Here is a 23856-nt window from a genome sequence, read left to right as displayed (position 1 = left end):
CTAATAATTAAGATATAATGGAAAGACTTTGGTGGTTAAATGAAGAAAGTCAGCAAGTACTTAACCGAGGATACTTGTTGAAAGGTGAAACAACAAAAACTGCTATCGAAAGGATAGCCATGGCTGCAGCAAAACGATTATATAAACCAGAGCTCGCTGAAGCTTTTATCGAAATGATAGAAAAAGGCTGGATGAGTTTGAGTTCACCAATTTGGGCAAACATGGGTACAGAAAGAGGCTTGCCAATATCTTGCTTTAATGTATATGTACCCGATCATATTGAGGGTATTACTCATAAGCTTGGAGAGGTAATTATGCAGACCAAAATAGGAGGGGGTACCTCTGGTTATTTCGGACATTTACGTGAACGCGGAAGTGCTGTAACCGATAATGGAAAGAGCAGTGGTGCGGTAAGTTTCATGAAACTGTTTGATACAGCGATGGATACAATATCGCAAGGAGGGGTTCGCCGGGGTGCATTTGCTGCTTACCTTGATATTGATCATCCGGATATTAAAGAGTTTCTAGAGATTAAGAATATCGGCAATCCAATACAAAATCTGTTTAATGGAGTTTGTGTTTCTGATTATTGGATGCAGGAAATGATTGATGGAGATACCGATAAAAGGGTAGTTTGGGCTAAGGTTTTAGAAAGCCGGCAGCAGAAAGGGCTGCCTTATATTTTCTTTACTGACAATATCAATCGTAATAAACCACAAGTCTATAAAGATAAAAATCTTAAGATTTATTCAAGCAACCTCTGTTCAGAGATTGCCTTGCCTTCTAATTTTGATGAGTCATTTATTTGCTGTCTTTCTTCGATGAATTTAGAGCTTTATGATGAATGGAAAGATACGGGTGCTGTAAAGCTCGCTATTTACTTTCTAGACGCAGTATTGCAAGAATTCATTGCTAAAACAGAAGATAACTATTACCTGGCTTCCGCTAATCGTTTTGCCAAAAGGCATCGTGCATTGGGTTTAGGAGTTATGGGGTGGCATTCTTATTTGCAAAAGAATAAGATTCCGTTTGAAGGTATGGAAGCTAAAACTCTGACCAGTCTTATTTTTAAAGATATTAGCGAGAAAGCTGATAAAGCGAGTGTTGAGCTGGCGAGTATTTATGGAGAGCCAGAGATCTTGAAAAACTACGGCAGAAGGAATACAACTTTAATGGCAATTGCACCTACTACATCTTCTTCTGCAATTCTTGGTCAAACCTCGCCAGGTATTGAACCTTTTAGTAGCAATTACTATAAAGCTGGTTTGTCTAAAGGTAATTTTATGCGTAAGAATAAATATTTAAAGCAGTTATTGGTTGAGAAAGGGTTGGATAATGAAGATATATGGCGAAGTATTATGCTTAATCATGGTAGCGTACAACATTTAAATGAATTGTCTGTTGAAGAAAAAGCTGTCTTTAAAACGTTTAAAGAAATAAGTCAACTCGAGATTATACAGCAAGCCTCTATCCGTCAAAAATACATTGATCAAGCTCAAAGTTTGAATCTGAATATTCCTTCTAATCTTCCTATAAAGGATGTCAATATGTTGATGATAGAAGCATGGAAGCTTGGTGTTAAGACTCTTTACTATCAAAGAAGTCAGAGTGTGTCAAAGGAGTTTATTGCCAATATGGTTACCTGTGTAAGTTGTGAAGCATAAATTTTAATAAAGACTAAATAAAAAAGGCTATCTCAAATCTTGAGATAGCCTTTTTTAGATTATAAAACTTTCAAATATCTTAGTTAGAAGCTAAACTAATACTTCCAACTTGGTAAAGTTTCATAGCCTGCATTCTCCAAGGACTTTCATTCTCGGCGGTAGCTGTTTGGGTAATTTTTACATACTTAGCCTTAACTGGTTTAAATGGTATCCAGGTTTTTCTACTGCTACCTTTTCCTTGGGCCACCTGTGTCCAGGTATTTCCATCCATCGAAACTTGTATAATAAATTCGCGGGGATAGGTTTCAAGTGTAGTAGGAGGAGTAGTTCCTTGAGTTCTTGCCCCGGGCGAGTCAAATTCTAATCCAGATATTGTTGTCTCAACCGGCATCTCTATTTGGAACCACATCCCAGGTATTTGCTTAACACCGGTTGTCCAGCCTTCAAAACTAAACGCTCCACTTGCAGCAGCTTTACCTCCAACTAAAGTAGGTTGAGCATGACTGGCAGTAACATTCCAATTAGAATTAATCGTCAAAGCTTTAGGAATACTAGATATTAACTCATTGTAGTCATAGAATGCTTGTTGCGAAGCTGTTTTTGTTCTCATCTCTGCAACATCTTCTGTAGTTACAAAAGAACCACTATTTCCAAAGTTATTTCGAACATAAGATAATACAGATGCAACCCATTCGTCAGAGTTTTCTCCCATTGGAACCATTACACCACCAGCATAATCTTTTCCTTCGATTGAGCCTGATAGTCCTTTTAATAAAACCTTGGTTATGTATTCATGATTACCTTGTACACGTGGATTTCCAGCAAATGACGGAGCCATTAAAACACCCGGACTAATAAGAGTACCAGTACCATTATCGCCATGGCATTCTGAACATAATTCATTGTAGATCACTGCTCCACGCTTCATAACTTCTTGCTCAGAAGCATTAAAGGTAGCCATTGCATTGGCATTACCACCAGTAGTTGGTGGGTTCAGTATTTGCTCACCAATAAGCTGAATTCCTTTAGCTTTATTTGCAGCTATAACTGTTTTAATAGTTGAAGCAGCGTCCGGAACATCAAGCGTATTTAAAGTCATGATTGCCTGAAGAGCGATGTCTGTGTTGGTGTTTTTAGCAAAAGCTTTATAATCATTTTCAAATGAATGATCACCGTTTTTGTATAAAGATTCACTGGCACGGATTGCTTGAATCTGTAAACGAGGGTTTGATTCTTTCATCAATTCACGAACCAATTCAGGTTTCAAAGCACCCAAACCTTCCAAAGTCCACATTGCATGGAAACGTGCTAGTAAGTTTTTATCGGTACGAGCCATTTGCTCTAAAGTTGGAATAACTGATTTATCACCATTTAAAATGATCAATTGTTGAGCCATATCTCTCCACCATCCATTTGGATGATCAAGGTGTTTTACTAACTCAGCAGAAGTTTCGTCCAACATTCTTGGTTGAGTTTTATCTCTGTCCATTCCTTTGTAAGTCAAACGCCAGATACGGCCCATGTTTACAGCTTTATCCAATTGATATTGCTCAATTTTCGTGCGTAAATAGCTTCCTTTTGGAGTCCATTGACCTTGTTGAATAATACCATGATACATATCAGTAATGTACATTGTACCATCTGGGGCAGTGGTCATATCAACCGGACGGAATAATGGATCAGTTGAACGGATGAATTCTTGTTTTTGATCTTGGAAAACATTGTGAACCTGTGTAAGCCCTTCAGTTACAACCGGATTGATCTGACGAACGATACGAGCAACCACTTCACCATAGAAATATTGTCCTACTAATTCTTCAGGCAAACGAGTACCTCTGAATACATCATTTCCTGCACCTCCAGTTGTACTGTTAAGTGAACCGTCAGGCATTCTAATCTGATCCATACCACCTTGCATATCAGAGATTAAAACCGGCGATCCCCAAGGAACTCTAAAACCTTCTGCCAATTGATCCTCTACATTGAATCTTCCATAATGAATCGGGAATTGGAAATAGGTAGGTACACCACTTGCGCCACCCTGGAACCAAATTTTACCATCATTATCCTGCGTAACACCCCATGCCGCACCATTTGTTCCGGTTGATTCACGAGTTGATCCATCATAGCGTACACGGAATGCATTATAGGTACTATATAGCCAGTTGTCCATTCCCCAGTAAAGGAATGATTGCTGATGCTCTACATTACCTGAACGACCAAAGCGTGTGGTAAAGAGTTCTTTTTTGTCAGCTTTTCCATCACCATCTGTATCGGTATATTTGTAAACATCATCTGTATTAGATTCCATGGTTAAGATCGCATCTTTACCATAAGGCAATACAAAACGTGCAAACACAAGGCTATCAACGAATACAGTACCTGTTTCGTAAACACCATCGTTATTCTTATCTTCCCATCTTGATATTCTGCTTGTTGGCTCCAGTTCATCTGTTGCATCTGCATCCAACATGTAGCTTCTAAGTTCAAGAACGAACATACGTCCGTTTCCATCAAACGAAATTGCACCTGGTTGTTCAATTTGTGGTTCTGTTAAGATCGGTTCCATTGCATAACCCGGTTGCAAAACGAATTTTTTAGCCTGATCTGAAGGAGATAATGGAAGTACCGGAGCTTTAGGAGCTAAATCGATACCCTTCCAATCTGGTCCTTCAGGGTCAGCACCTTCAGGAAGTTCTACAGCAGGTCCAACTTTGCTATAGTTGTCAGCTCCCGGATTATAAGGAGTTCGACATGTCATATAGCTTGTCGCGACAATTAATAGCGAAACGCCTAGTAATAAAGGGTTTCTTTTGTAAGTAATTTTTTTCTTCATACGTCTAGATTTCTGTCAGTAATAATTAGTTAATAAATTGTATAATGTGGTTAATTGATTAATCGCTAAAGATAGATTTTTTTTTAATATTGCAAAAAAAGACTGCCCTACAATTAAGTAAGACAGTCTTTTTAGTTTGAGAGAATACTCTCGTTTTTGTTATTTCTTAGTTAGCAGCAAATTCAGTTTTTCCTGCTTGGTAAAACTTCATGCCCTGCATTTTCCAAGGACTATCGTCATTAGAAGATCCTGTTTGAGTAATTTTTACGAATTTCGCTTTAACCGGGTTAAAGGAGATCGATGTTTTTCTCTGTCCTTCTCCTGCAGCTACCTGAGACCATGTTTTTCCATCTGTAGATACTTGTACAATGTATTTATGAGGGGAAGTTTCAAGAGTTGTGACTGCAGGTCGGGTAGCAGGAGTTGTTCCTGCAGCTCCCATAGCCGGTGCAGCTGCACGAATTCTTGTTGCTGGAGATTCGAATTCTATACCCACCAAAGTTGTTTCAGTTGGCATTTCTACTTGGAACCACATGTTTGGTGCTTGCTTAACACCAGTTGTCCATCCTTCAAAATTGAAAGCTGAACTAGGTGTTGCTTTACCACCTATTACCGTAGGTTGCGCATGGCTGGCTGTAACGTTCCAGTTTGAATTTGATAGTAGAACGGTTGGAATGGTTGTAATCAGTTCATCATAGTTATAAAGAGCCGATTGCGAAGCTACTTTTGTTCTCATTTCTGCAACATCTTCTTTCGTTATAAAAGAACTGCTGTTATCAAAGTTATTGCGAACATAAGAAACGATATCTGCAATCCATTCATCTGAGTTCTCTGCCATAGGTACCATAACACTTCCAGCATAATGTTTTCCTTCGATAGAGCCAGTTAAGCCTTTCAAAAGAACCTTAAGAGTGTAATCGTGATTACCTTGTACACGGGGATTTCCAACAAATGATGGAGCCATTAAAACACCTGGACTAACAATCGTACCTTTACCATTATCACCATGACATTCTGAACATAACTCATTAAAAATAACTGCTCCACGTTTCATAGATTCTTGTTCAGAAGCAGTAAAGGCAGCCATTGCATTGGCGTTACCACCAGTAGTTGGTGGGTTCAATATTTGATTACCAATCAATTGGATACCCTTAGCTTTATTCGCATCAACGGTTGCTTTAATAGCAACTTCTGCATTTGGAACTTCTAATGTATTTAAGGTCATGATTGCTTGAAGAGCGATGTCTGTGTTGGTGTTCTTAGCAAAAGCTTTATAGTCATTTTCAAATGAATGATCACCGTTTTTGTACAATGATTCGCTGGCACGGATTGCCTGAATCTGTAAACGAGGGTTTGATTCTTTCATTAATTCACGAACCAACTCAGGCTTCAAAGCACCCAAACCTTCCAAGGTCCACATTGCATGGAAACGAGCTAGTAAGTTTTTATCGGTACGAGCCATTTGCTCTAAAGTCGGAACAATTGATTTATCACCTTTTAAGATGATCAATTGTTGAGCCATATCTCTCCACCATCCATTTGGATTGTCTAAATGAGCCACTAATTGAGCAGCAGTTTCATCCAACATTCTTGGTTGAGTTTTATCTCTGTCCATTCCTTTATAAGTCAAACGCCAGATACGGCCCATATTTACAGCCTTATCCAATTGATATTGCTCAATTTTAGCACGTAAATAGCTTCCTTTTGGAGTCCATTGACCTTCTTGAATAATACCATGGTACATATCGGTAATGTACATTGTACCATCTGGGGCAGTGGTCATATCAACCGGACGGAATAATGGGTCAGTTGAACGGATAAATTCTTGTTTTTGATCTTGGAAAACGTTGTGAAGTTGAGTAACCCCTTCAGTCACAACCGGATTGATCTGACGAACGATACGAGCAACCGGTTCACCGTAGAAGTATTGACCTACTAATTCTTCAGGCAAACGGGTACCTCTGAATACATCATTTCCTGCACCTCCGGTCACACTATTAAGTGAACCATCAGGCATTCTGATCTGATCCATACCACCTTGCATGTCAGAGATTAAAACAGGAGATCCCCAAGGAACATTAAATCCTTCAGCTAATTGATCTTGAACGGCAAATCTTCCATAATGAATCGGGAACTGGAAATAAGAAGGCACACCACTTGCGCCACCCTGGAACCAAATTTTACCATCATTATCCTGCGTAACACCCCATTGTGCTCCATTGGCACCAGTGTTTTCACGAGCTGATCCATCATAACGTACACGGAATGCATTATAGGTACTATATAGCCAGTTATCCATACCCCAATACATAAAACCTTGTTGATGTTCAACGTTTCCAGATCTTCCGTACTTCGTAGTAAAAAGTTCTTTTTTGTCTGAAACTCCGTCACCATTTGTGTCGGTATATTTGTAAACGTTGTCTGCGTTAGATTCCATGGTTAAGATCGCATCTTTACCATAAGGCAATACAAAACGTGCAAACACAAGGCTATCAACGAATACAGTACCTGTTTCGTAAACGCCATCATTATTCTTATCTTCCCATCTCGATATTCTGCTTGTTGGTTCAAGCTCATCTTTCGAATCTGCATCCAGCATGTAGCTTCTAAGTTCAAGAACGAACATACGTCCGTTTCCGTCAAAAGAGATAGCTGCAGGTTGATCGATCTGAGGATCAGTCAAGATCGGTTCCATTGCATAACCCGGTTGCAAAACGAATCTTTTTGCTTCATCTGCAGGAGATAATGGAAGTACAGGAGCCTTAGGAGCTAAATCGATACCCTTCCAATCTGGTCCTTCAGGGTCAGCACCTTCAGGAAGGTTTAATGCAGGTCCAACTTTGCTATAGTTGTCAGATCCCGGAGTATAAGGGGTTCTGCACATCATGTAAGTCATGGACACCATCAGCAGGGAGACTCCTACTTTAAAGAAGTCCCGTTTGTTTGTAAATGTTTTTTTCATTTTAATAGTGTGGTTAATTGATTTTGGTTATTTGGCTCTAAATGTAATAATAAAACAAAGTAACTTTTTATTTTATTTTCACTTTTTTTAGCCCTTATCTCCCTTTGTCTCAACCAACTTCTCTTCTAATTACAGGGGCCACTTTTGTACCAAACAGCTCAATAGACTTCATGGTTAGCTTATGAGGCACATGCCCGATACTGGCTTGTGCTAAGAAGCGGGTATTGCCAAATAGTTCATGTTCGTATAGAATCTTATCAATTACTTGTTGAACACTACCAACCATTAAAGCTCCTCTTGATGATCTCGAATTATCAAATTGCTGGCGTGTATGTGGAGGCCAGCCTCGATCGCGGCCTACACGATCCATCATCGATGCATAATAAGGATAAAATTCATCACCTGCTTTTTGAGAATCTTCTCCTATATATACATGGTTATTGATGCCCATTTGGAGTTTAGTTATATCTTGACCTGCATTTTTTGCAGTTTCACGGTACAGGTTTACAAAAGGCACAAACTGTTCAGGCATACCGCCAATAATGGCTAACATTAAAGGCAGGCCAAGAGTAGCTGCCCTCACAGCCGATGCAGGTGTACCACCGGCAGCAAGCCAGATTGGTAATTCTTGCTGATAAGGACGTGGATAAACACCTCTATTTTCAAACGAAGGTCGGTGCTTGCCTGTCCAGGAAAGCACTTCATTCTGATTGATCTTTAGTAACAGGTTTAACTTCTCCGTAAATAATTCATCATAATCTTTGAGGTTATAACCAAATAGGGGAAAAGACTCTATAAAAGACCCTCTGCCGGCAATTATTTCTGCTCGTCCGCTTGATATTAGATCCACGGTTGAAAAATCTTGAAATACACGCACCGGGTCATCTGAACTAAGCACGGTTACTGCACTTGCAAGTTTAATACGTTTTGTAATACTAGCTGCTGCGGCCAATATAATTGCAGGAGATGAAACCGCGTAATCTGGTCGATGATGCTCGCCAACACCAAATACATCCAATCCTAATTGATCTGCCAATTGAATTTCTTCTAATAAATCTTTGATACGTTGATGTGCATTTATTGCCCCTCCACTTAAGGTTTCTGGCAGCATATCAGCGAAAGTAATTAAGCCTAATTCCATATCTTCTGTGTTTCCTTGAAACTTAATAAATTATTCCTTATCTTCTTTTATTGATTTTAAGCCTTTTGTCCAGCGTACCAGTTGCTTTAACATATTATCAGCAGCTTTGTGTGAAATTTCATTGGCTTCAAATTCGTTCTGGTCATTTATGTTTTGTTGAAAGAAAGGGAAGTTTACTGCTTCAACTAAAGGGACAACCTTAAAGGTAGAAAGATCTGCCTTTAAACTGTTGGAAGCTCTTGTACCTCCAGAAACACCCCCGTAACTAACAATCCCGGCAGCCTTATATCCCCATTCTTGAGAAAGATATTCCAGTGCATTCCTTAAAGGAGCAGGATAGTTATAATCATACTCTCCTGTTACGAAGATGAATGCATCAGCTTCGTCTATTTTGGCACTCCACCATTTGGTATGTTCATGTTCGTACTTCTTTAATACAGGATGATTGGGCTCATTCATCATTGGCAAGTTAATTTCAGCAAGATCTAAAAGTTCTACATTGAAATTTGGATTCTGCTTCGCTAATTCAGTAATCCATGCTGCTACAATAGGGCCTTTCCGACCGGGACGAACAGTAGAAGTAATTATTTTAAGCTTGTACATATTGAAAATTATTTGTGGTTATCTAATGCAATGTATAAAAATTATAAATGATAAAATATACTGAGATTTATAGGCCTTCTTTATACCTCGTATTAAACTTGCTATACATTATCGGGTGGTTATCGGGTAATCCTTCCGTTGAGTCTGCGTTTTTTAGGCCTTTTTAACGGAGATACAATGGACGATATACTTGAAATTTTTTGAAGTGTATATAACAAGCTAGATTTTAAAGATTTTAAAGCGCTCAGGCACATAATTTTTTAGAACTAAATTAGGTGTTAGGTTGTTATAAGCACTGAAAGTATCATCTTATTAATAGCATCAGGGTTTTCTTGTGAAACATTCTTGTTATTATTTGATAATCAAGTTTGAAGTGCAATTAATCTACTGATAGATTAGTTACATTAGCTTTCTAAATCATAACAATTATTCATTTATTTAACCAATTTAAAAATGAAAAAGTATTTTATTTATCGCATGCTGATCATGGTCATATTTCCAATGTTGGCCTTGTCAAGTGTTACTTTAGCTCAGCAACAACCGCAGACTCCACCTCAAGGAGGAAGAATGGGCGGTGGCATGGGTGCCGATCCTGACAGAGTTGTTGAGGGCGGAGGTGTTTTTCCAACCGGATGGAGTGTTCGTACAGATGCTAACAGACGTACAGGTGAAGAACCGCCAGCTAATCAAGTTGTTTTTCAAGCTAAGGGAGATGGTTTTCATACTACATTAGGGCCAGCTTCTACGTTTTACAATCCGGCGTGGACAAAGAGTGGAGATTTAAAGTTTTCTGCTCGTTTAACCCAGCTTAAAAAACCAACCCATCAAATTGCGTATGGCTTGTATATTGGTGGAACTGATCTTGCTGGCCCTAATCAGGCATATACCTATTTTATGATTAGAAATACAGGAGAGTATTTGATTAAAACCCGTAAAGGCACAGAAACACCGGTTATTACTAATTGGACAGCCAATGATGTTGTTGTTAAAGAGGATGCAAACGGTTTGCAACAAAATGTATTGGGTATAGAGGTTAAAGGCAATGATGTAATCTTCAGTATAAATGGTAAAGAGGTTGCTCGTAAAACTAAGGCTGAATTACCTACCGATGGATTGTATGGCTTTAGAATAGATCATAATCTGGATGTAGATATTGACCAGATTCAACGTAATTAATTGATAATTATAGAATAAAAGGCCTCTTTTGCTTTATGTAAAGAGGCCTTTTGTTATGAATCTTGAAACCAATAAGATTATTATTTTATTTGACTTATAACTTTCTCGAGTACGGTATCTTTATGATCTAATAAATCTTTAGATGACATCGTTATTTTGTAATCTGGTAATACTCCTCTTGAGCCATCTTGAATTGGGTTTACATGCATGTAATAACCTCCTAATGGCATGGCTAATACCATTTTAGTCTTAGGCAAATTAACAAAACTAAAGATACCGCTATTATTTCCACTATATGCCCCACCAGCTTCTTCGCCGAAAAACAGACCGCGATTTTCTGATTTAGCCACAGATAGGAATTCGGCTGCTGAAGAATAACTAAGACCATCCATTAAAAAATAGGTTTTATGAGTATAGTTGTTCTTTGCTGGTTTCTGGATGCCAAAATTATCATGGCGAGTCCATAGAAACTTATTATCCTTCTTTTTAATAAATAGGGGCATCAGTCCAATAACTTTTGGAAAAGATGCATATGGCAAAAAGGAAAACTGTTTTTTCTTTTTTGCTTTAACTTCTATACGATCATAATAGAGGAAGTCTTTTAAAGCAATTTTGGAGAATAAATAAGCTCCTAATTTATCATAGCCACCCTGGTTTCCCCGTACATCAATAATTAAGTGATGAATATTTTTAGCTTTTATAGCTTGGAAAGCAGAATCTATAAACTTTTTAATTCCTTTCTTATTAGAATAAAAGTCGGCCATACGTAAATAAGCAATCGAATCCTGAGGAAAGGATAAGTTATTATTTGATTTAAGGATAGATGGAGATTCTTCCTTTAACTTATACCAAATATCATTGTTAATTCCTTTGGTTGTTACGGTAGACGTTGTATTGTTGTATTGGTATTCTATGGTATAGTTTGTGGGATTTTCAATTAGGTTTGAATATCTGGCACTAAATTCATCTGCCACTTCCCTTTCTTTGGCGCTTTCAATATTTCCATCAGAAAATTGCGCTTTGTATAATACCGACAGGATTGAATCGATTGGTTTGTTATTGATTTTTAATATTTGCGCTCCAATAGGTATTTGAGTTTGATCATTACTATTAATTATGGTTGCTTTATTAGCTCGTATATCCACAGTAAATGGTAAGACATTTTGATCGTTAAAAAAGAAAGGGTAGGAGCTGAAATAGTTAAAGCTGGGATGAAGTTTAGTATGTCCGCATTGTAAAGAAGCTATGATAGTATTTGCTTGTTTATAGAAATCATACATTGTCATTTTCTCAGGGAGATGATTGTAAACTTCATTAAAAACAGAGTCGAAGTCGGAGGAAAATCTATTATATCCTGGATGAGCTTGCGTAATAGCTGTTTTTAATATTTTCAAATCGTTCTCAATTTGGACTTTTGTATAAGTACTATCTTTATACTGAGCAGATAAAGAATTTGATATTAGAATAAAAAGAATAGCGATCTTGGTTTTCATGAGATTTTAAAATGTAGTTCTAAATGCTTTGTTTTTCAGCACAAAGAACAGCTATATTTTTCATTGTGTCGTCTAATCTTAGAAGGACAGACCTATTTGTTGTTTATGTTTCTTGTTCTTTAATATAAGTAGACGGAGTGATGCCTTCTTGTTTTTTGAAGACTGAATTAAAAGTAGCTTTTGAGTTAAAACCGCAATTTAGAGCTATTCCTAGAATGGATAAATGGTCATTGTCCAGGTCTTTTGCTTGTTTTTTAAATTCTTCTATTCTGTAACCATTTATAAACTCAAAGAAGTTTTTGTTAAATGAAATATTAATTGCCTGAGATAAATGATGTCTTTTTACGATCAATTGAGCGCTTAGATCATCTATGCTTAAATCTGGATTTAAATAAGGTTTTTCTTTAGCCATATATTCTTTTAATTTCAATTTTATCTTTTCAACTTCTTTAAGAGATAGGGCAGTCTTTGAATATTTCTTACCAATGTCTTCGGAGGGTAAATTGGTTGTATTAATAGTATTGCTTATCGAGGTTCGAGGATTTTTATAATTAGAATGGCTTAATAGGAGTTTATATGCAATCCAATAGATAAGGGGGACTACTAAGAGAAAGTTATAAGGATAAATTGCAGATAGGAAAGATGCGTTATGCTTTTTGGCAAAGAAAGCTATTATAGAAAAGATCATTATAATCAAAATTGCCCATAAAAACTGCTCTAACCATTTTATGTAAACTCTGCTGGGGTTCGAAAAATAAGTAGGTAATTTCTTCTTGCATGTATAAAATACCCATAGAGAAAACAATACAAATCCAATATGGATAAAACCCGTTAGACTATTGTAAATACCAAAATCAGCATTGCTAACTTGAATGGGGTCTTTTAAAAATTCAACTTTTTCATAAGCAGGTAGCGTGAAATATGGTGTCAAAGCAATACCATATATGATAAGAGGCAAGAAGTAAATTAAGTGCTTTTTTTGAAGTGTGAAATTTATTGTAACGATACATTGAGTTAACAATAATATAAGTGGTCCGTATGATAGTGGAATAACCCATGAAAGCCTGCTTAGATGCGGGAAACGAATGAAAAGGTCTTTAACATCAATAGCTATTAAGGAAAGATGGAATACAAGAATAACAATTAAGAAGGCTAATAACTTATTTGATAATTGTTCTGGCTTTTTTTTGAATAATAAATAAGCTAATAGAACTCCTTGTAAAACTCCTGAGAATAAGATTGCAAAAACTAATAAATTCATGTAACAATATTTCTGTATACAAATGAGAGCAAAAGTACGAATAGAAACAACAGCCATGAAGGCTTAATGGAAATTACATTTAGAAGTTTCATAAAAAAAACCGGCCCATGACCGGTTATATTGAATTCAATTTATTATTACTACTAAAAAATCTTACCGTTAAAGCTTTTCCTTAGGGTAACGCCATAAGTTACCGGATTGCCTAAATGTACAGCTCCAAAATCATAGGCATAATCAAGATAGGTGGTGTTTGCTAAGTTTTGACCCCATACCGTAACTGAATAGCCATTATTTTCATAACCTACATTCGCATTTAATAAGCTATACGCCTTTTGATCGATGGTATTATTCAAATCAAAATATTGGCGACCTAAAAACTGACCGTAAGTGTTTATGATGATGCTTTGAGATTTTTCTTTGCCGAATGAGTAAGTATATTTAGCACCTAACATGGATGTCCAATCAGGTGTATAAATAGGACGATTTCCTTTTAGTTGTACGTTTTCTCCTTCTTGTCCGATATTAAGATCAGTATAGCGAGCATGTGTATAAGCCAGATTGGCAAAGATATCTAAATTAGAAAGTGCTTTAGCATTTACTTCTAATTCTATGCCTTTGCTATTCATTCGTCCAGTATTTTGAGTTAAAGTAACGGCATCAGGAAGAATTAATGTTGGAACCTGTGCATCGTATACACGGGTATAGAAAGCTGCTATATTAACTTGTAGCTTATGGTCTAAAAATACATTTTTGCTTCCAATTTCGAAGTTGTTACTGTATTCAGGTTTGAAGGAGCGTAAGGCAGGTTGATTATCTTCGGTTGATGCTATTGGAGATAAGCCACCAGCTCTAAAGCCCCGGCTATAGCTTCCATAGATATTACTTTCTTCTCCTAAATCATAACGTAAGCTTACATTAGGAGTGAAAGCATGAAAGCTCGCAGAACCTGATATGTTTGGTTGAATGGTTTCAATATCGGAGTTAGCAAGCTCAAGTTCCTCACTTCCATTGTGTTTAACATGTTCATAATCATATCGGATTCCTGCTAGAATTTGTAAGTCGCTTAGTAGTTTATATCCTACCTGTCCGAATAAAGCGATTCCATTTCTTAACGATTTGTTAGTAAGGATTGAAGTTGTGCCAGCATCTTCAGGTGCTGAATCATTTCCTGAATGGATACCTTGTTTTTCAGGTTGATCTTGATGGAATAAATAAGCTCCTCCTGTCCAGCTTAAAGGTGAAATTGAATTAGTTACTGATGATAGTTTTAGTTCCTGAGTGAAAACCTTTACATTATTCCAGTCTTTTCCGTAGTTGTTGATGAGTGTTATTGCATCATAAGGAGAAAAATCACTATCAATTGGTTCTTTATAATAGCGTTGATTAGATTGATAAGCTGTTTGTGAGCTGAAATTCACAGCATTTCCATAATGATTAAGTGAAAGCGAGGCATTCGTTGTATTGTCGACCATCTCGGTTAAGGCATTTTGGCTTAAATGAAAAGGGTTGTTTAATGCATCTTCTTTTCCGAAAACTAGGGGGTATGCTCCATTATTTCTATTAGCTACCTGCTTGTAGTTTAAGGTCATTGTCCAATGTTCATTAGGTAAGTACTTTAGGAAGAAGTTTCCAAAAGTGGTATGTTGCTTATCATAATTTGAATCATTGAAATCATTGGTATAGAATCCATCAAGCTTATTGTATAGACCTGAAGCTCCGAAGAATAGTTTGTCTTTTACCAAAGGTGTACGCAGACCTAATAAATAGCGTTGTTGTCCATGATTCCCTAAATTTATTTCGGCAGAGATAGATTGTTGATTGGTTGGTTTTTTAGTGATGATATTGATCACACCTCCCATGGCATTTCGTCCATATAATGTTCCTTGAGGCCCTCTTAATACTTCAATACGTTCTACATCTTGCAAATAAGGGATATAGGTATCCAGATTAAACTGACTTACTCCGTCTACATAAGTAGTAATAGCTTGGTTGTAAGATGTTGTTGTAATTCCACGAATAGAAGTTACATTTCGGTTGTCGCCAGGATTTGAACTGTTTAAATTTGGCACCATAGCGGTTATATCCTTGATGTTCCAGATATGATGATCTTCAACTTTTTTCTCATCAAATACTGAAAGGCTTAGTGGCAGCTCCTGTGGGTCGTTTTCTTGTTTATAAGCCGTTACTACGGCTTCATCTAAACGATTACTTATTTGAGCTAACTCTACTTCGATAGTAATATTGTTGTCGATTGATATTGTTCTATTTTCTGAAGCATACCCTAAAGATGTAAATCGAATAGTATGGAAACCTTTAGTAATGTGATTGAATGAGAAATCTCCATTCTCATTGGTTTGTCCACTGTGATTGGAATTAAGAATTTGTACAGTGACATTGGCTAAACCAATGTTGTTTTCATTGACTACTTTACCGTTGAGGGTAAAGTTTTGTCCGAAGGCAAGTTGAGTGCTAATTAGGAATGCGAATAAGAAAAATAACTTGTTGGGTAATGATTTGATCATGATTTGATTCTTCAAAATTTAAGTAAAATATGGTATCTGTTTAAACGCCGTAAGTTATAAAAGTGTTTAAATAGGTATGTAAAACGTATATCATATTTGATATATTTTTATGCACCTGGTTTAAAAACAATTGGCTGAGATATCCTGTTGTTCTTGAATAACAATAAAGACAGGATCATGGATGAAAATCAGGAACAATATAACAAAGGGAATTTCCATAGAAAAAATTCTTCTGCTCAGCAAGGACAACAAGAGAATGATGAGAATAAAGATTTAGATTATAGTAATTTAGATATTGAAGAGAGTACTGGTGGGTCGGCAATGGAACAGGAAAATGAGAATGTTAGAGATATTGATGAAGATGAGATTTAATACAGTTCTTACTGCTTTTTTATAAGCTATGATATCTTGAAGGAAGGAGAGTGGATTGAAATAAAAAACGGGAAAGAACGAGGTTTATGTCGTCTTTCCCGTTAAGTACTGAAGGCGGGAATCGAACCCGCACTCGCTTTAGGGCGAACAGGATTTTAAGTCCTGCGTGTCTACCAGTTCCACCACTTCAGCATGTTTAGTATTCCTACTTAACATATACGTCTCTTAAACGTAAAATCCCTTGCAATAAGGGATTTGTGGAGCGAAAGACGAGGTTCGAACTCGCGACCTCAACCTTGGCAAGGTTGCGCTCTACCAACTGAGCTACTTTCGCTTATTGTTTTTGTTTTGGTGAATGCAAATATAGGCAGATTTGTCTTTTTGTCAAGCCTTTTTTGAAAAAAAGTACACTTTTGTTATAAGTCGTTGCTATTCAGGATATCAAAAATCAAATCTTTCTCAAAACCTCTGCTTATAGCATATTGAGCGAGTTTTATTTTGCGTTTATAGGGTTCTTTTTCTCTTAAAACCCGCGCTTTCTTTTCAATTATCTGCGTAAGTGTATGAATATACTCGTCCGGATCAATCGTATTTAAAGCTTCGTTTACTAAACGGGGAGGGATTCTTTTAAATTTTAATCCATTCGCTATTTTTATCTTTCCCCAATGTTTTATTTTGAATTTTCCAGATGTATACGCATGGGTAAATCGTTCTTCATTTAAAAAGTTGTCTGCTATTAAATCTACAATGATATTTTCTACGTCAGCCGGATATTGTCCCCATTTATATAGTTTATCCCTTATTTCTTGTTGTGAACGCTCTTGATAGGCGCAGAAGTTTTCGGCACGTTTTTTTGCTTGAAGTTTAGTTAAGCGAATTTCTTTCTGCTTTTCTTGGTCGAACATTTGATAAAATTGATAAATTTTTCTTCTTAACCCAAAAATTGATGAAATTCGTTGCATAATGGATAGACTTACCTATACTATACTTGATATAGCAACAATTATTACTAAACATGCCTTACTCAGAAATGAGAATGATTGTATTCGATATTTAATCTATGATAGCCGGAAGGTAAATGATCCTAAACATTCTTTATTCTTTGCTTTGAAGGGAAATAAGGACGGGCATAGTTTTGTTGATGTAGTATATAATTTAGGGGTGAGGAATTTTGTTGTTGCCGATGGTTTTGTTCCCGTTAGAGATTATATTGATGCAAATTTCTTGTATGTAGAAGATACGTTGGCTGCTCTGCAGACACTGGCAAAGTATCATCGTAAGCAATTTAATTATCCTGTTATCGCAATTACAGGTAGTAATGGTAAGACAGTGGTTAAAGAGTGGTTAAATCAGCTGCTTGCTATCGACTTTAATATCGTTCGGAGCCCTAAAAGCTATAATTCTCAGATTGGTGTAGCTCTTTCATTGTGGCAATTAAGTGCAGATAATAACTTAGCGATAATTGAAGCCGGGATCAGCAAGGTTGGTGAGATGGATAAATTAAGAGAAATGATTCAGCCAACTGTAGGTATTCTGACTAATATAGGGCCAGCACACAGTGATGGTTTTAGAAGTACGGAGGAAAAGATAGTTGAGAAATTAAAATTGTTTAAAGAAGCGGATAGGTTAATTTATTCGCCTAAATACATCCCATCAATGTTGATTTCAGAGGGGCCTCAATTGTTTACATGGGGCTTCGAAGAAACAGATCTTAAAGTATTAAGAAAAGAGCAAGATAAAGGATTCCTGACAATATATGCTGAGTTTAAGAAAAATGAGATCAGCATTGAGATACCTTTTAATGATGACGCATCTGTTGAGAATGCAATAATATGCTGGTCGGTAATGTTAAGCATGAATTACTCTCAAGAGATTATTCAGAAGCGGATGAAAGCTCTTCTTTCTGTTGAAATGAGATTGGAATTAAAGAATGGAATTAATAATTGTTCTATTATTGATGACTCATATAGTTGCGATATTGCATCGTTAACCATAGCTCTTAATTTCTTACAGCAGCAAAATCAGCATAAAAAACGCACTTTAATTTTGTCGGATATTCCTGGTATTGAGAAGGATAAGGCATCTATATATGAAACAGTTGCTTTGTTGTTGAAAAGTAATTCAATCGATGGACTGATTGGTATTGGACAAGATATTAGTAGTTTCTCAGGTTTGTTTTCTAAGAGCGCAATATTCTATAACTCTACAGCAGAGTTTATTAAGGCTTTGCCCGGTATGAACTTTTATGATGAGACTATCTTGTTAAAAGGTGCCAGATCTTTTTATTTTGAGAAGATCAGTAAATTGTTGACCTTAAAAACACATGATACTTCCCTTGAAATTAACTTAAACGCATTAGAATATAATCTTAATTATTATAAAAGGAAGCTGGATAACCAAACTAAATTAATGGTTATGGTTAAAGCTTTTTCATATGGTAGTGGTAGTTTTGAGATTGCTAATTTATTGCAATTTAATAGGGTAGATTATCTGGCAGTTGCTTATCCGGACGAAGGGATTGCTTTGAGGGTTTCGGGAATAAAATTGCCAATTATGGTTATGAGTCCGGATCTATTGTCTTTTGATGCTATTATTGATAATCATTTGGAACCTGAGATTTTCTCGCTTGATCTTCTTCGGTCCTTGATTGTATTATTAGAGGATCGGGGAATTAAAGAATATCCGATTCATATAAAGGTTGAAACAGGAATGCATCGATTGGGTTTTGATACACAAGATTTCAATGAGTTGATTGAAATTGTTTTAACAAATAATTCAGTTAAGGTAGCAAGTGTATTTTCACATTTAGCTGCATCCGGTTCTCCGAAACATGATGATTTTACTCGTGAACAAATTACCAAATTAAAAATATTTACTACGAAATTGAAAGAGGTTTTACCTTATTCATTTTTTGTTCATATATCAAATACAGCAGCCATTGAGCGTTGGCCAGAAGCAAGGTTTGATATGGTACGCTTAGGAATTGGTTTATACGGTGTTGGATCTGTTAATGAGGGTTCTTTATTAGAAACAGTAGCTATTTTGAGGACGAGTATTTCACAAATTAAGCAAATAAAGGAAGGGGATACAGTAGGTTATAATAGAAATGGGATTCTAAAAGATGGTGGTACTATTGCGACTGTGAAAATTGGCTATGCGGATGGTTATAGCCGGCGTTTCGGAAATGGTGTTGGAAAGTTATTGGTTCAGGGAAGGTTGGTACCAACGGTAGGAGATATCTGTATGGATATGTGTATGGTAGACGTAACAGATCTACCTGTTAAAGTAGGAGATGAAGTTATTGTGTTTGGAAAAACGCCTAGTATTGAAAGCTTAGCAGCATCTATTGATACCATTCCTTATGAGATTATGACGGGCATATCGCAGCGTGTTAAGCGAATTTATTTTTATGAATAAGTGCCTATCTTTAAATATCTTTAATTTAGCCATCGATGATTTTCTATCTTTGTTAAAATAATATTCAAATGATAAAAGCAGGTTTACGCAGGATCTTTAATTACTTAATAAAGGGAACTATTGTCCTCTTACCCCTTGTCGGAGCAGCATTTTTGATATATTGGCTGTTTTCTAGTTTGGATGCAGTATTGAATTTAAGCACTTGGATGTTTACGGATGAATTTGGAAATCCGATATATGTTCCTGGCCTGGGAATTATCAGTGTATTGCTTATTTTGATCTTTGTTGGGTTTTTGATAACAAATTTTGTTACTGAGCCCATTTATAACTGGTTTGGCAGAATCATAAATAAAGTTCCTCTTTTCAATACACTCTATACCTCTTTGAAAGATTTTACTGAAGCATTTGTTGGTGATGCCAAAAAGTTTAATGAACCTGTAATGGTTGAGTTTAACGACACGGGTTTAAAGCGGATTGGATTTTTGACTCAACGAGATTTGTCTAAGATAGGTTTGCAAGGAGAGGTTATGGTTTATTTTCCTTATGCTTATTCTTTCGCCGGTCAGGTTGCTATTGCAAAAGCAGAAAAAGTTACTCGCTTAAATATTAGTGCAACTGATGCAATGAAGCTGGTGGTTTCTGGCGGAGTTAGTGGTTTGGAATAGATTAGGCACGTTCTGCAAATATTGCGGATAGCTGATCATTGCTGGTTTTACAGAAGAATATAAAATTATTTTCACTTTCTTCTATTTTATGTTTTTTACGAAGACTTTCTGTATTCACCGGGAAATTTTTAGCAATAACGTTTGCTGATAAAATGGTTTTGGTTTTCTTGAAGTTTTTGTATTCAAGTACTTCTTTTATTTTAAATATTCTGCCAGGGAAAGATTTAATCCTTTCATTTGATGTATACAAATGAGTGTTTAGATTAAGTTTTTTGAGCTTATAACGTTGTGCAATTAGTTTAAAGCAGCCTGCTTTTAATAGTGCAACATCTGGATCGTAAAGATATTGCATGGGTTCTCCAATTTGATACGCAGCTTCTTTCTCCTCATTCTCAAAGAATGAAAATGTATATTCATTCTTGTCATTTAAGAGTGTAGCATGAATTAATGGTGTATCAGTGAAACCTTTTTCTAAAACGAAGAGCAATTCTTTGCACTCATTTTTGAGACTGATAATATGTGCTTCTTTTACATGATTTAATTGAGATATACTTAAGGAGATATCTAGTAAAGGAGATGTTTTAATAATTACTTGTTGGCTTTTATTAAGCAGTTCATTTTGGTATTGGATGATGTTTGGTTCACAGTCATCTAATTTAAAGACCTTTCTGGTATTAACCCGACGTGATGGGTCAACGAAGATTGTATTGTAAAAAGTGTTGTTGCTTACTATATAGTCTATGCCGTTTCCATTTATGAATTGGATATTATTTCTTTCCAATTGTTTAGCATTGTGTGCTGCAATTTCAGAAAGCTGAGTATTAATTTCACAATGAACAGCTGATTTTGCTCTTAAGGAGAAGTAAAAAGTATCTACCCCAAAACCTCCAGTCAGATCTATTACTGTGCTATTCTTAGGTATAAGTTTGCTTTTGTAAAGAGCCGTTGTTTCTGAAGATGCCTGTTCGATAGATATAGCAGGAGGGTAGTAAATAGCGTCGCTATTAAACCAAAGAGGGAGTTTTTTCTTTGCTTTTTGTCTTGATTCGATTTGAATTGCTAACTCTGAACTGCTCACTTTCTCATAGGGGCTCTTTGTCAAGGCTATTTTACGCGGATCTGCATTTGCTTTTTCTAATAGAAAGCGTTGTACCGCTGGTGTTAATACTTCGCGGTTCATAAATTAATTTAATGCTTTATTACCAATTAGCATTTGACAGGTGTACGAGTTTTTTACTTCTAAGATAATTTCTTTGTTTACTAATACTCGATCAATGGTATCTTGATTATAATAGCGGATTGTGGCTAATTCAAGATTTTCTTTATAGGAAACTTTAAAATCTTTACGAAGTTCTTCAATAAGTTTTGAAATCTTTTCAGAATCGTTATCTACACTAACTGAGAAATTAATAGCACTATTATGCATCATATTAATTTTCACCTTATACTTATAAAATAGACTGAAAATCTGACTTAGGTTATCTTCAAGGATAAATGAGAAATCTTTTGGTAGTATAGAAATCAAGACCTGGTCAATTTTGAAAATGAAAGAAGGAATTGATAAGTGGTCTTTGGTTTTACGGATGATCGTTCCTGCATTATTGATGTCGATAAAAGATCTGACATTAAGTATAATTCCTTTATTTTCTAGTGGCTTAATGGTTTTCGGGTGAATAACACTGGCTCCATAGTAGCTTAGTTCAATAGCATCTACATAAGATAATTCAGATATAAGTTCAGTAGAATTAAACCATTTTGGATCGGCATTTAGAACGCCAGGTACATCTTTCCAAATAGTAACAGATTCAGCATTTAAACAAGCAGCAAAAACAGCTGCCGAATAATCAGAGCCTTCTCTTCCTAATGTTGTTGTAAAGTTTTCTGACGTTCCACCTAAGAAGCCTTGAGTTATTGGAATGTAATTTTCTAATAGTTGAGGAATATCTTTTTGTATAGACTCCTCAGTTTTTAACCAATCTATATTTCCTTCCCGGTACGTATTATCAGTATGAATATAGTTTCGAACATCTAACCATTTGGTTGGAAGATTCTGTTGTTGCAAATAGGCATTCACAATTCTTGTAGAAACCATTTCGCCAATAGAGACTATCTGATCGTACAGATAATCATATTCATCTTGTGGTTCTTCTTCAATTATCCAATCGATTTCGACAAATGTGTTTGCTACATCATTAAATATTGGATTAGATTTATCATGGAAGAGGTCTTCTAGAATTTTGTAATGAAAGTTCTTTATTTCATCGAATATTTCATGAACGTTATCATGCTGATTGAAATATGCATTTAATAGATTCTCGAGCCTGTTTGTAGTTTTGTCCATTGCAGAAACAATGACAAGCAGGGCATCATCTTTATACATTTCAATTATTCGAGCCAGGTTCTTTATGCTCTCTGCATTTTTAACTGATGCACCACCAAATTTAAATACTTGCATTTGATTTATACTGCTTTTATTTGATTCCAAGGATCTCTTTTGCTTGTGGAGTTAGAAAGTTATTTATTTTACTAAAAGGAATCTCTAGTTTGGTTACACCTTCTACATAAGCTTTAATTTCGTATATATTATAAAGAAATAATATGCTGTTTTCTTGTAGTAAGAAATTATTATTCAAAGAAAATTTTCCGTCTTCGAAAAAGTAATTAGGAAATGAATTTTGAAGACTATCAATTCCTTCATTTTCCTTAAATATTTGTTCCGCAACTAGTGTTAGTGAATCCATTTTATTATTAAGAATAATATCCTGAATTGTTATTTCTTTTTTCGAAAGCAAATTGAAATTGCTAAAAATAGTTCCATAATTGCCGTGAGCACCACCCATAAAGTCTTCATGATATACCTGTATGCCTAGATATGACTTGTGATTTTCGGGAACGCTTGCTTTTATTTTACTATACCAGGCCCAAGGACTGCTATAATCAAGCTTTTGGTAATCTTCATAACCCTTAATAAAGCCTTGTCCGGCTTCTTCCATGGAATTATAATGTTTATCAGGGTTATCGTTTAGAGTGATTAGTTTATTAATATAACCGTTTATTGTATCATCTTGAAAACGTGGATAGGTGGCTTCAAAATAAGTTTTTTCGTTAACGGAATCTACTCCTTTGCTTTCAAGCTTACTTTCTAAGTAATAGTTTTCTATGCTGTATACTAACGTATCAGGCTGAGCATTAGAAGTACTATTTTCATCGTTGTTTGTATTACAAGAAAACAGAAGAATCAGAGCTATTGAAGCTATATATAGAGTTGATTTATACATAATGTATTATTTAATTATTAGTTATAGATCCATTTAACCAGCCTTTATCAAACTCAGCTTTATATTTTCTGTAAAAGTTTAAAGCTGGTTCGTTCCAGTCGAGTACTTGCCAGACTAATCCAGAATATCCATTGTCCTTACTTATTTGCAGAACTTTTTCGAAAAGTAACTTCCCAAAACCTTTGCCTCTGTGTTTATCAGTTACAATGATGTCTTCAAGATAAATTCTTCTCCCTTTCCAGGTAGAGTATCTAGTGTAATATAGAGCCATCGCCTCTATGTTTCCTTCTATTTCAATAATATATGCTTCCCAAACAGGATTAGATCCGAATCCGGCTTCTTCAAATTCTTCGATACTTACGGTTACTTCTTGAGGAGCTTTTTCATATTCAGCCAATTCTTTTACTAATTCAAGTAAGCGAGGACAATCTTGTTTCTGAGCTTTTCTTAATTGATGAACCATTCT

Annotated in this window: 17 protein-coding genes and 2 tRNA genes; 5 read left to right on the top strand and 14 right to left on the bottom strand. The window is 35.9% G+C overall.

What is annotated here, in order from left to right; translation table 11 throughout:
* Positions 1 to 17 precede the first annotated feature (17 nt).
* Positions 18 to 1664 (top strand): ribonucleoside-diphosphate reductase subunit alpha, encoded by a 1647-nt coding sequence (locus tag C8N28_RS12435; protein WP_132225392.1) that lies wholly within the window; start codon positions 18 to 20, stop codon positions 1662 to 1664.
* Positions 1665 to 1743: 79 nt separating this feature from the next.
* Here the strand turns inward: C8N28_RS12435 and C8N28_RS12430 are convergent, their stop codons facing one another.
* The 4 genes from C8N28_RS12430 to C8N28_RS12415 form a co-directional block, all read right to left on the bottom strand.
* Positions 1744 to 4500, bottom strand: a complete 2757-nt coding sequence (locus C8N28_RS12430) for a DUF7133 domain-containing protein (protein WP_132225390.1) — start codon at positions 4498 to 4500, stop codon at positions 1744 to 1746.
* A 166-nt stretch (positions 4501 to 4666) separates the two neighbouring features.
* Positions 4667 to 7462, bottom strand: coding sequence for a DUF7133 domain-containing protein (locus C8N28_RS12425; RefSeq protein ID WP_132225388.1), 2796 nt, complete (start codon positions 7460 to 7462; stop codon positions 4667 to 4669).
* 109 nt (positions 7463 to 7571) lie between these two features.
* A complete protein-coding gene (locus C8N28_RS12420) occupies positions 7572 to 8603 on the bottom strand; it encodes an LLM class flavin-dependent oxidoreductase (RefSeq protein ID WP_132225386.1) in 1032 nt (343 codons plus the stop codon).
* Between the two features lie 30 nt (positions 8604 to 8633).
* On the bottom strand, positions 8634 to 9206 hold the full coding sequence (locus C8N28_RS12415) for an NADPH-dependent FMN reductase (protein WP_132225384.1): 573 nt from the start codon (positions 9204 to 9206) through the stop codon (positions 8634 to 8636).
* Positions 9207 to 9659: 453 nt separating this feature from the next.
* Here C8N28_RS12415 and C8N28_RS12410 point away from each other — a divergent pair, with 453 nt between their 5' ends.
* Positions 9660 to 10382, top strand: a complete 723-nt coding sequence (locus C8N28_RS12410; protein ID WP_132225382.1) for a hypothetical protein — start codon at positions 9660 to 9662, stop codon at positions 10380 to 10382.
* Between the two features lie 80 nt (positions 10383 to 10462).
* Here C8N28_RS12410 and C8N28_RS12405 read toward each other — a convergent pair whose 3' ends face one another.
* From C8N28_RS12405 to C8N28_RS12395, 3 genes are all read right to left on the bottom strand, one after another.
* Positions 10463 to 11875, bottom strand: a complete 1413-nt coding sequence (locus tag C8N28_RS12405) for a S41 family peptidase (protein ID WP_132225380.1) — start codon at positions 11873 to 11875, stop codon at positions 10463 to 10465.
* A 103-nt stretch (positions 11876 to 11978) separates the two neighbouring features.
* The gene (locus C8N28_RS12400; protein WP_165870338.1) at positions 11979 to 13136 is read right to left on the bottom strand and encodes a helix-turn-helix domain-containing protein; all 1158 of its coding nucleotides are present in this window, start codon (positions 13134 to 13136) and stop codon (positions 11979 to 11981) included.
* Between the two features lie 143 nt (positions 13137 to 13279).
* The gene (locus C8N28_RS12395; protein ID WP_132225376.1) at positions 13280 to 15658 is read right to left on the bottom strand and encodes a TonB-dependent receptor; all 2379 of its coding nucleotides are present in this window, start codon (positions 15656 to 15658) and stop codon (positions 13280 to 13282) included.
* A gap of 153 nt (positions 15659 to 15811) precedes the next feature.
* Here C8N28_RS12395 and C8N28_RS12390 point away from each other — a divergent pair, with 153 nt between their 5' ends.
* A complete protein-coding gene (locus C8N28_RS12390) occupies positions 15812 to 16030 on the top strand; it encodes a hypothetical protein (protein ID WP_132225374.1) in 219 nt (72 codons plus the stop codon).
* Between the two features lie 106 nt (positions 16031 to 16136).
* On the opposite strand, the gene C8N28_RS12385 is transcribed toward C8N28_RS12390, so the two are convergent.
* From C8N28_RS12385 to C8N28_RS12375, 3 genes are all read right to left on the bottom strand, one after another.
* A tRNA-Leu gene (locus tag C8N28_RS12385) sits at positions 16137 to 16222 on the bottom strand.
* A gap of 66 nt (positions 16223 to 16288) precedes the next feature.
* Positions 16289 to 16364 (bottom strand) — tRNA-Gly (locus C8N28_RS12380).
* Positions 16365 to 16446: 82 nt separating this feature from the next.
* A complete protein-coding gene (locus tag C8N28_RS12375) occupies positions 16447 to 16935 on the bottom strand; it encodes a regulatory protein RecX (protein WP_132225372.1) in 489 nt (162 codons plus the stop codon).
* A 58-nt stretch (positions 16936 to 16993) separates the two neighbouring features.
* On the opposite strand from C8N28_RS12375, the gene C8N28_RS12370 reads away from it, so the two are divergent.
* Both C8N28_RS12370 and C8N28_RS12365 read left to right on the top strand, forming a co-directional pair.
* Positions 16994 to 19447 (top strand): bifunctional UDP-N-acetylmuramoyl-tripeptide:D-alanyl-D-alanine ligase/alanine racemase, encoded by a 2454-nt coding sequence (locus tag C8N28_RS12370; RefSeq protein WP_132225370.1) that lies wholly within the window; start codon positions 16994 to 16996, stop codon positions 19445 to 19447.
* Positions 19448 to 19515: 68 nt separating this feature from the next.
* Complete coding sequence (locus tag C8N28_RS12365) at positions 19516 to 20112, top strand: DUF502 domain-containing protein (protein ID WP_132225368.1); 597 nt, start codon at positions 19516 to 19518, stop codon at positions 20110 to 20112.
* A gap of 1 nt (position 20113) precedes the next feature.
* Here the strand turns inward: C8N28_RS12365 and C8N28_RS12360 are convergent, their stop codons facing one another.
* From C8N28_RS12360 to C8N28_RS12345, 4 genes are read right to left on the bottom strand one after another with little or no spacing between them, the layout of a single operon-like run.
* A complete protein-coding gene (locus C8N28_RS12360; protein ID WP_132225366.1) occupies positions 20114 to 21292 on the bottom strand; it encodes a class I SAM-dependent methyltransferase in 1179 nt (392 codons plus the stop codon).
* A gap of 3 nt (positions 21293 to 21295) precedes the next feature.
* Positions 21296 to 22567, bottom strand: a complete 1272-nt coding sequence (locus C8N28_RS12355) for an aspartate kinase (protein WP_132225364.1) — start codon at positions 22565 to 22567, stop codon at positions 21296 to 21298.
* A 16-nt stretch (positions 22568 to 22583) separates the two neighbouring features.
* Positions 22584 to 23390, bottom strand: a complete 807-nt coding sequence (locus C8N28_RS12350) for an RsiV family protein (RefSeq protein ID WP_132225362.1) — start codon at positions 23388 to 23390, stop codon at positions 22584 to 22586.
* 10 nt (positions 23391 to 23400) lie between these two features.
* On the bottom strand, positions 23401 to 23853 hold the full coding sequence (locus C8N28_RS12345; RefSeq protein ID WP_132225360.1) for a GNAT family N-acetyltransferase: 453 nt from the start codon (positions 23851 to 23853) through the stop codon (positions 23401 to 23403).
* Positions 23854 to 23856 lie beyond the last annotated feature (3 nt).

The organism is Albibacterium bauzanense (assembly GCF_004339765.1).
Lineage (GTDB): Bacteria > Bacteroidota > Bacteroidia > Sphingobacteriales > Sphingobacteriaceae > Albibacterium > Albibacterium bauzanense.
The sequence above is the reverse complement of the archived record's forward strand: the minus strand, read 5'-3'. Positions and strand labels throughout refer to the sequence as shown.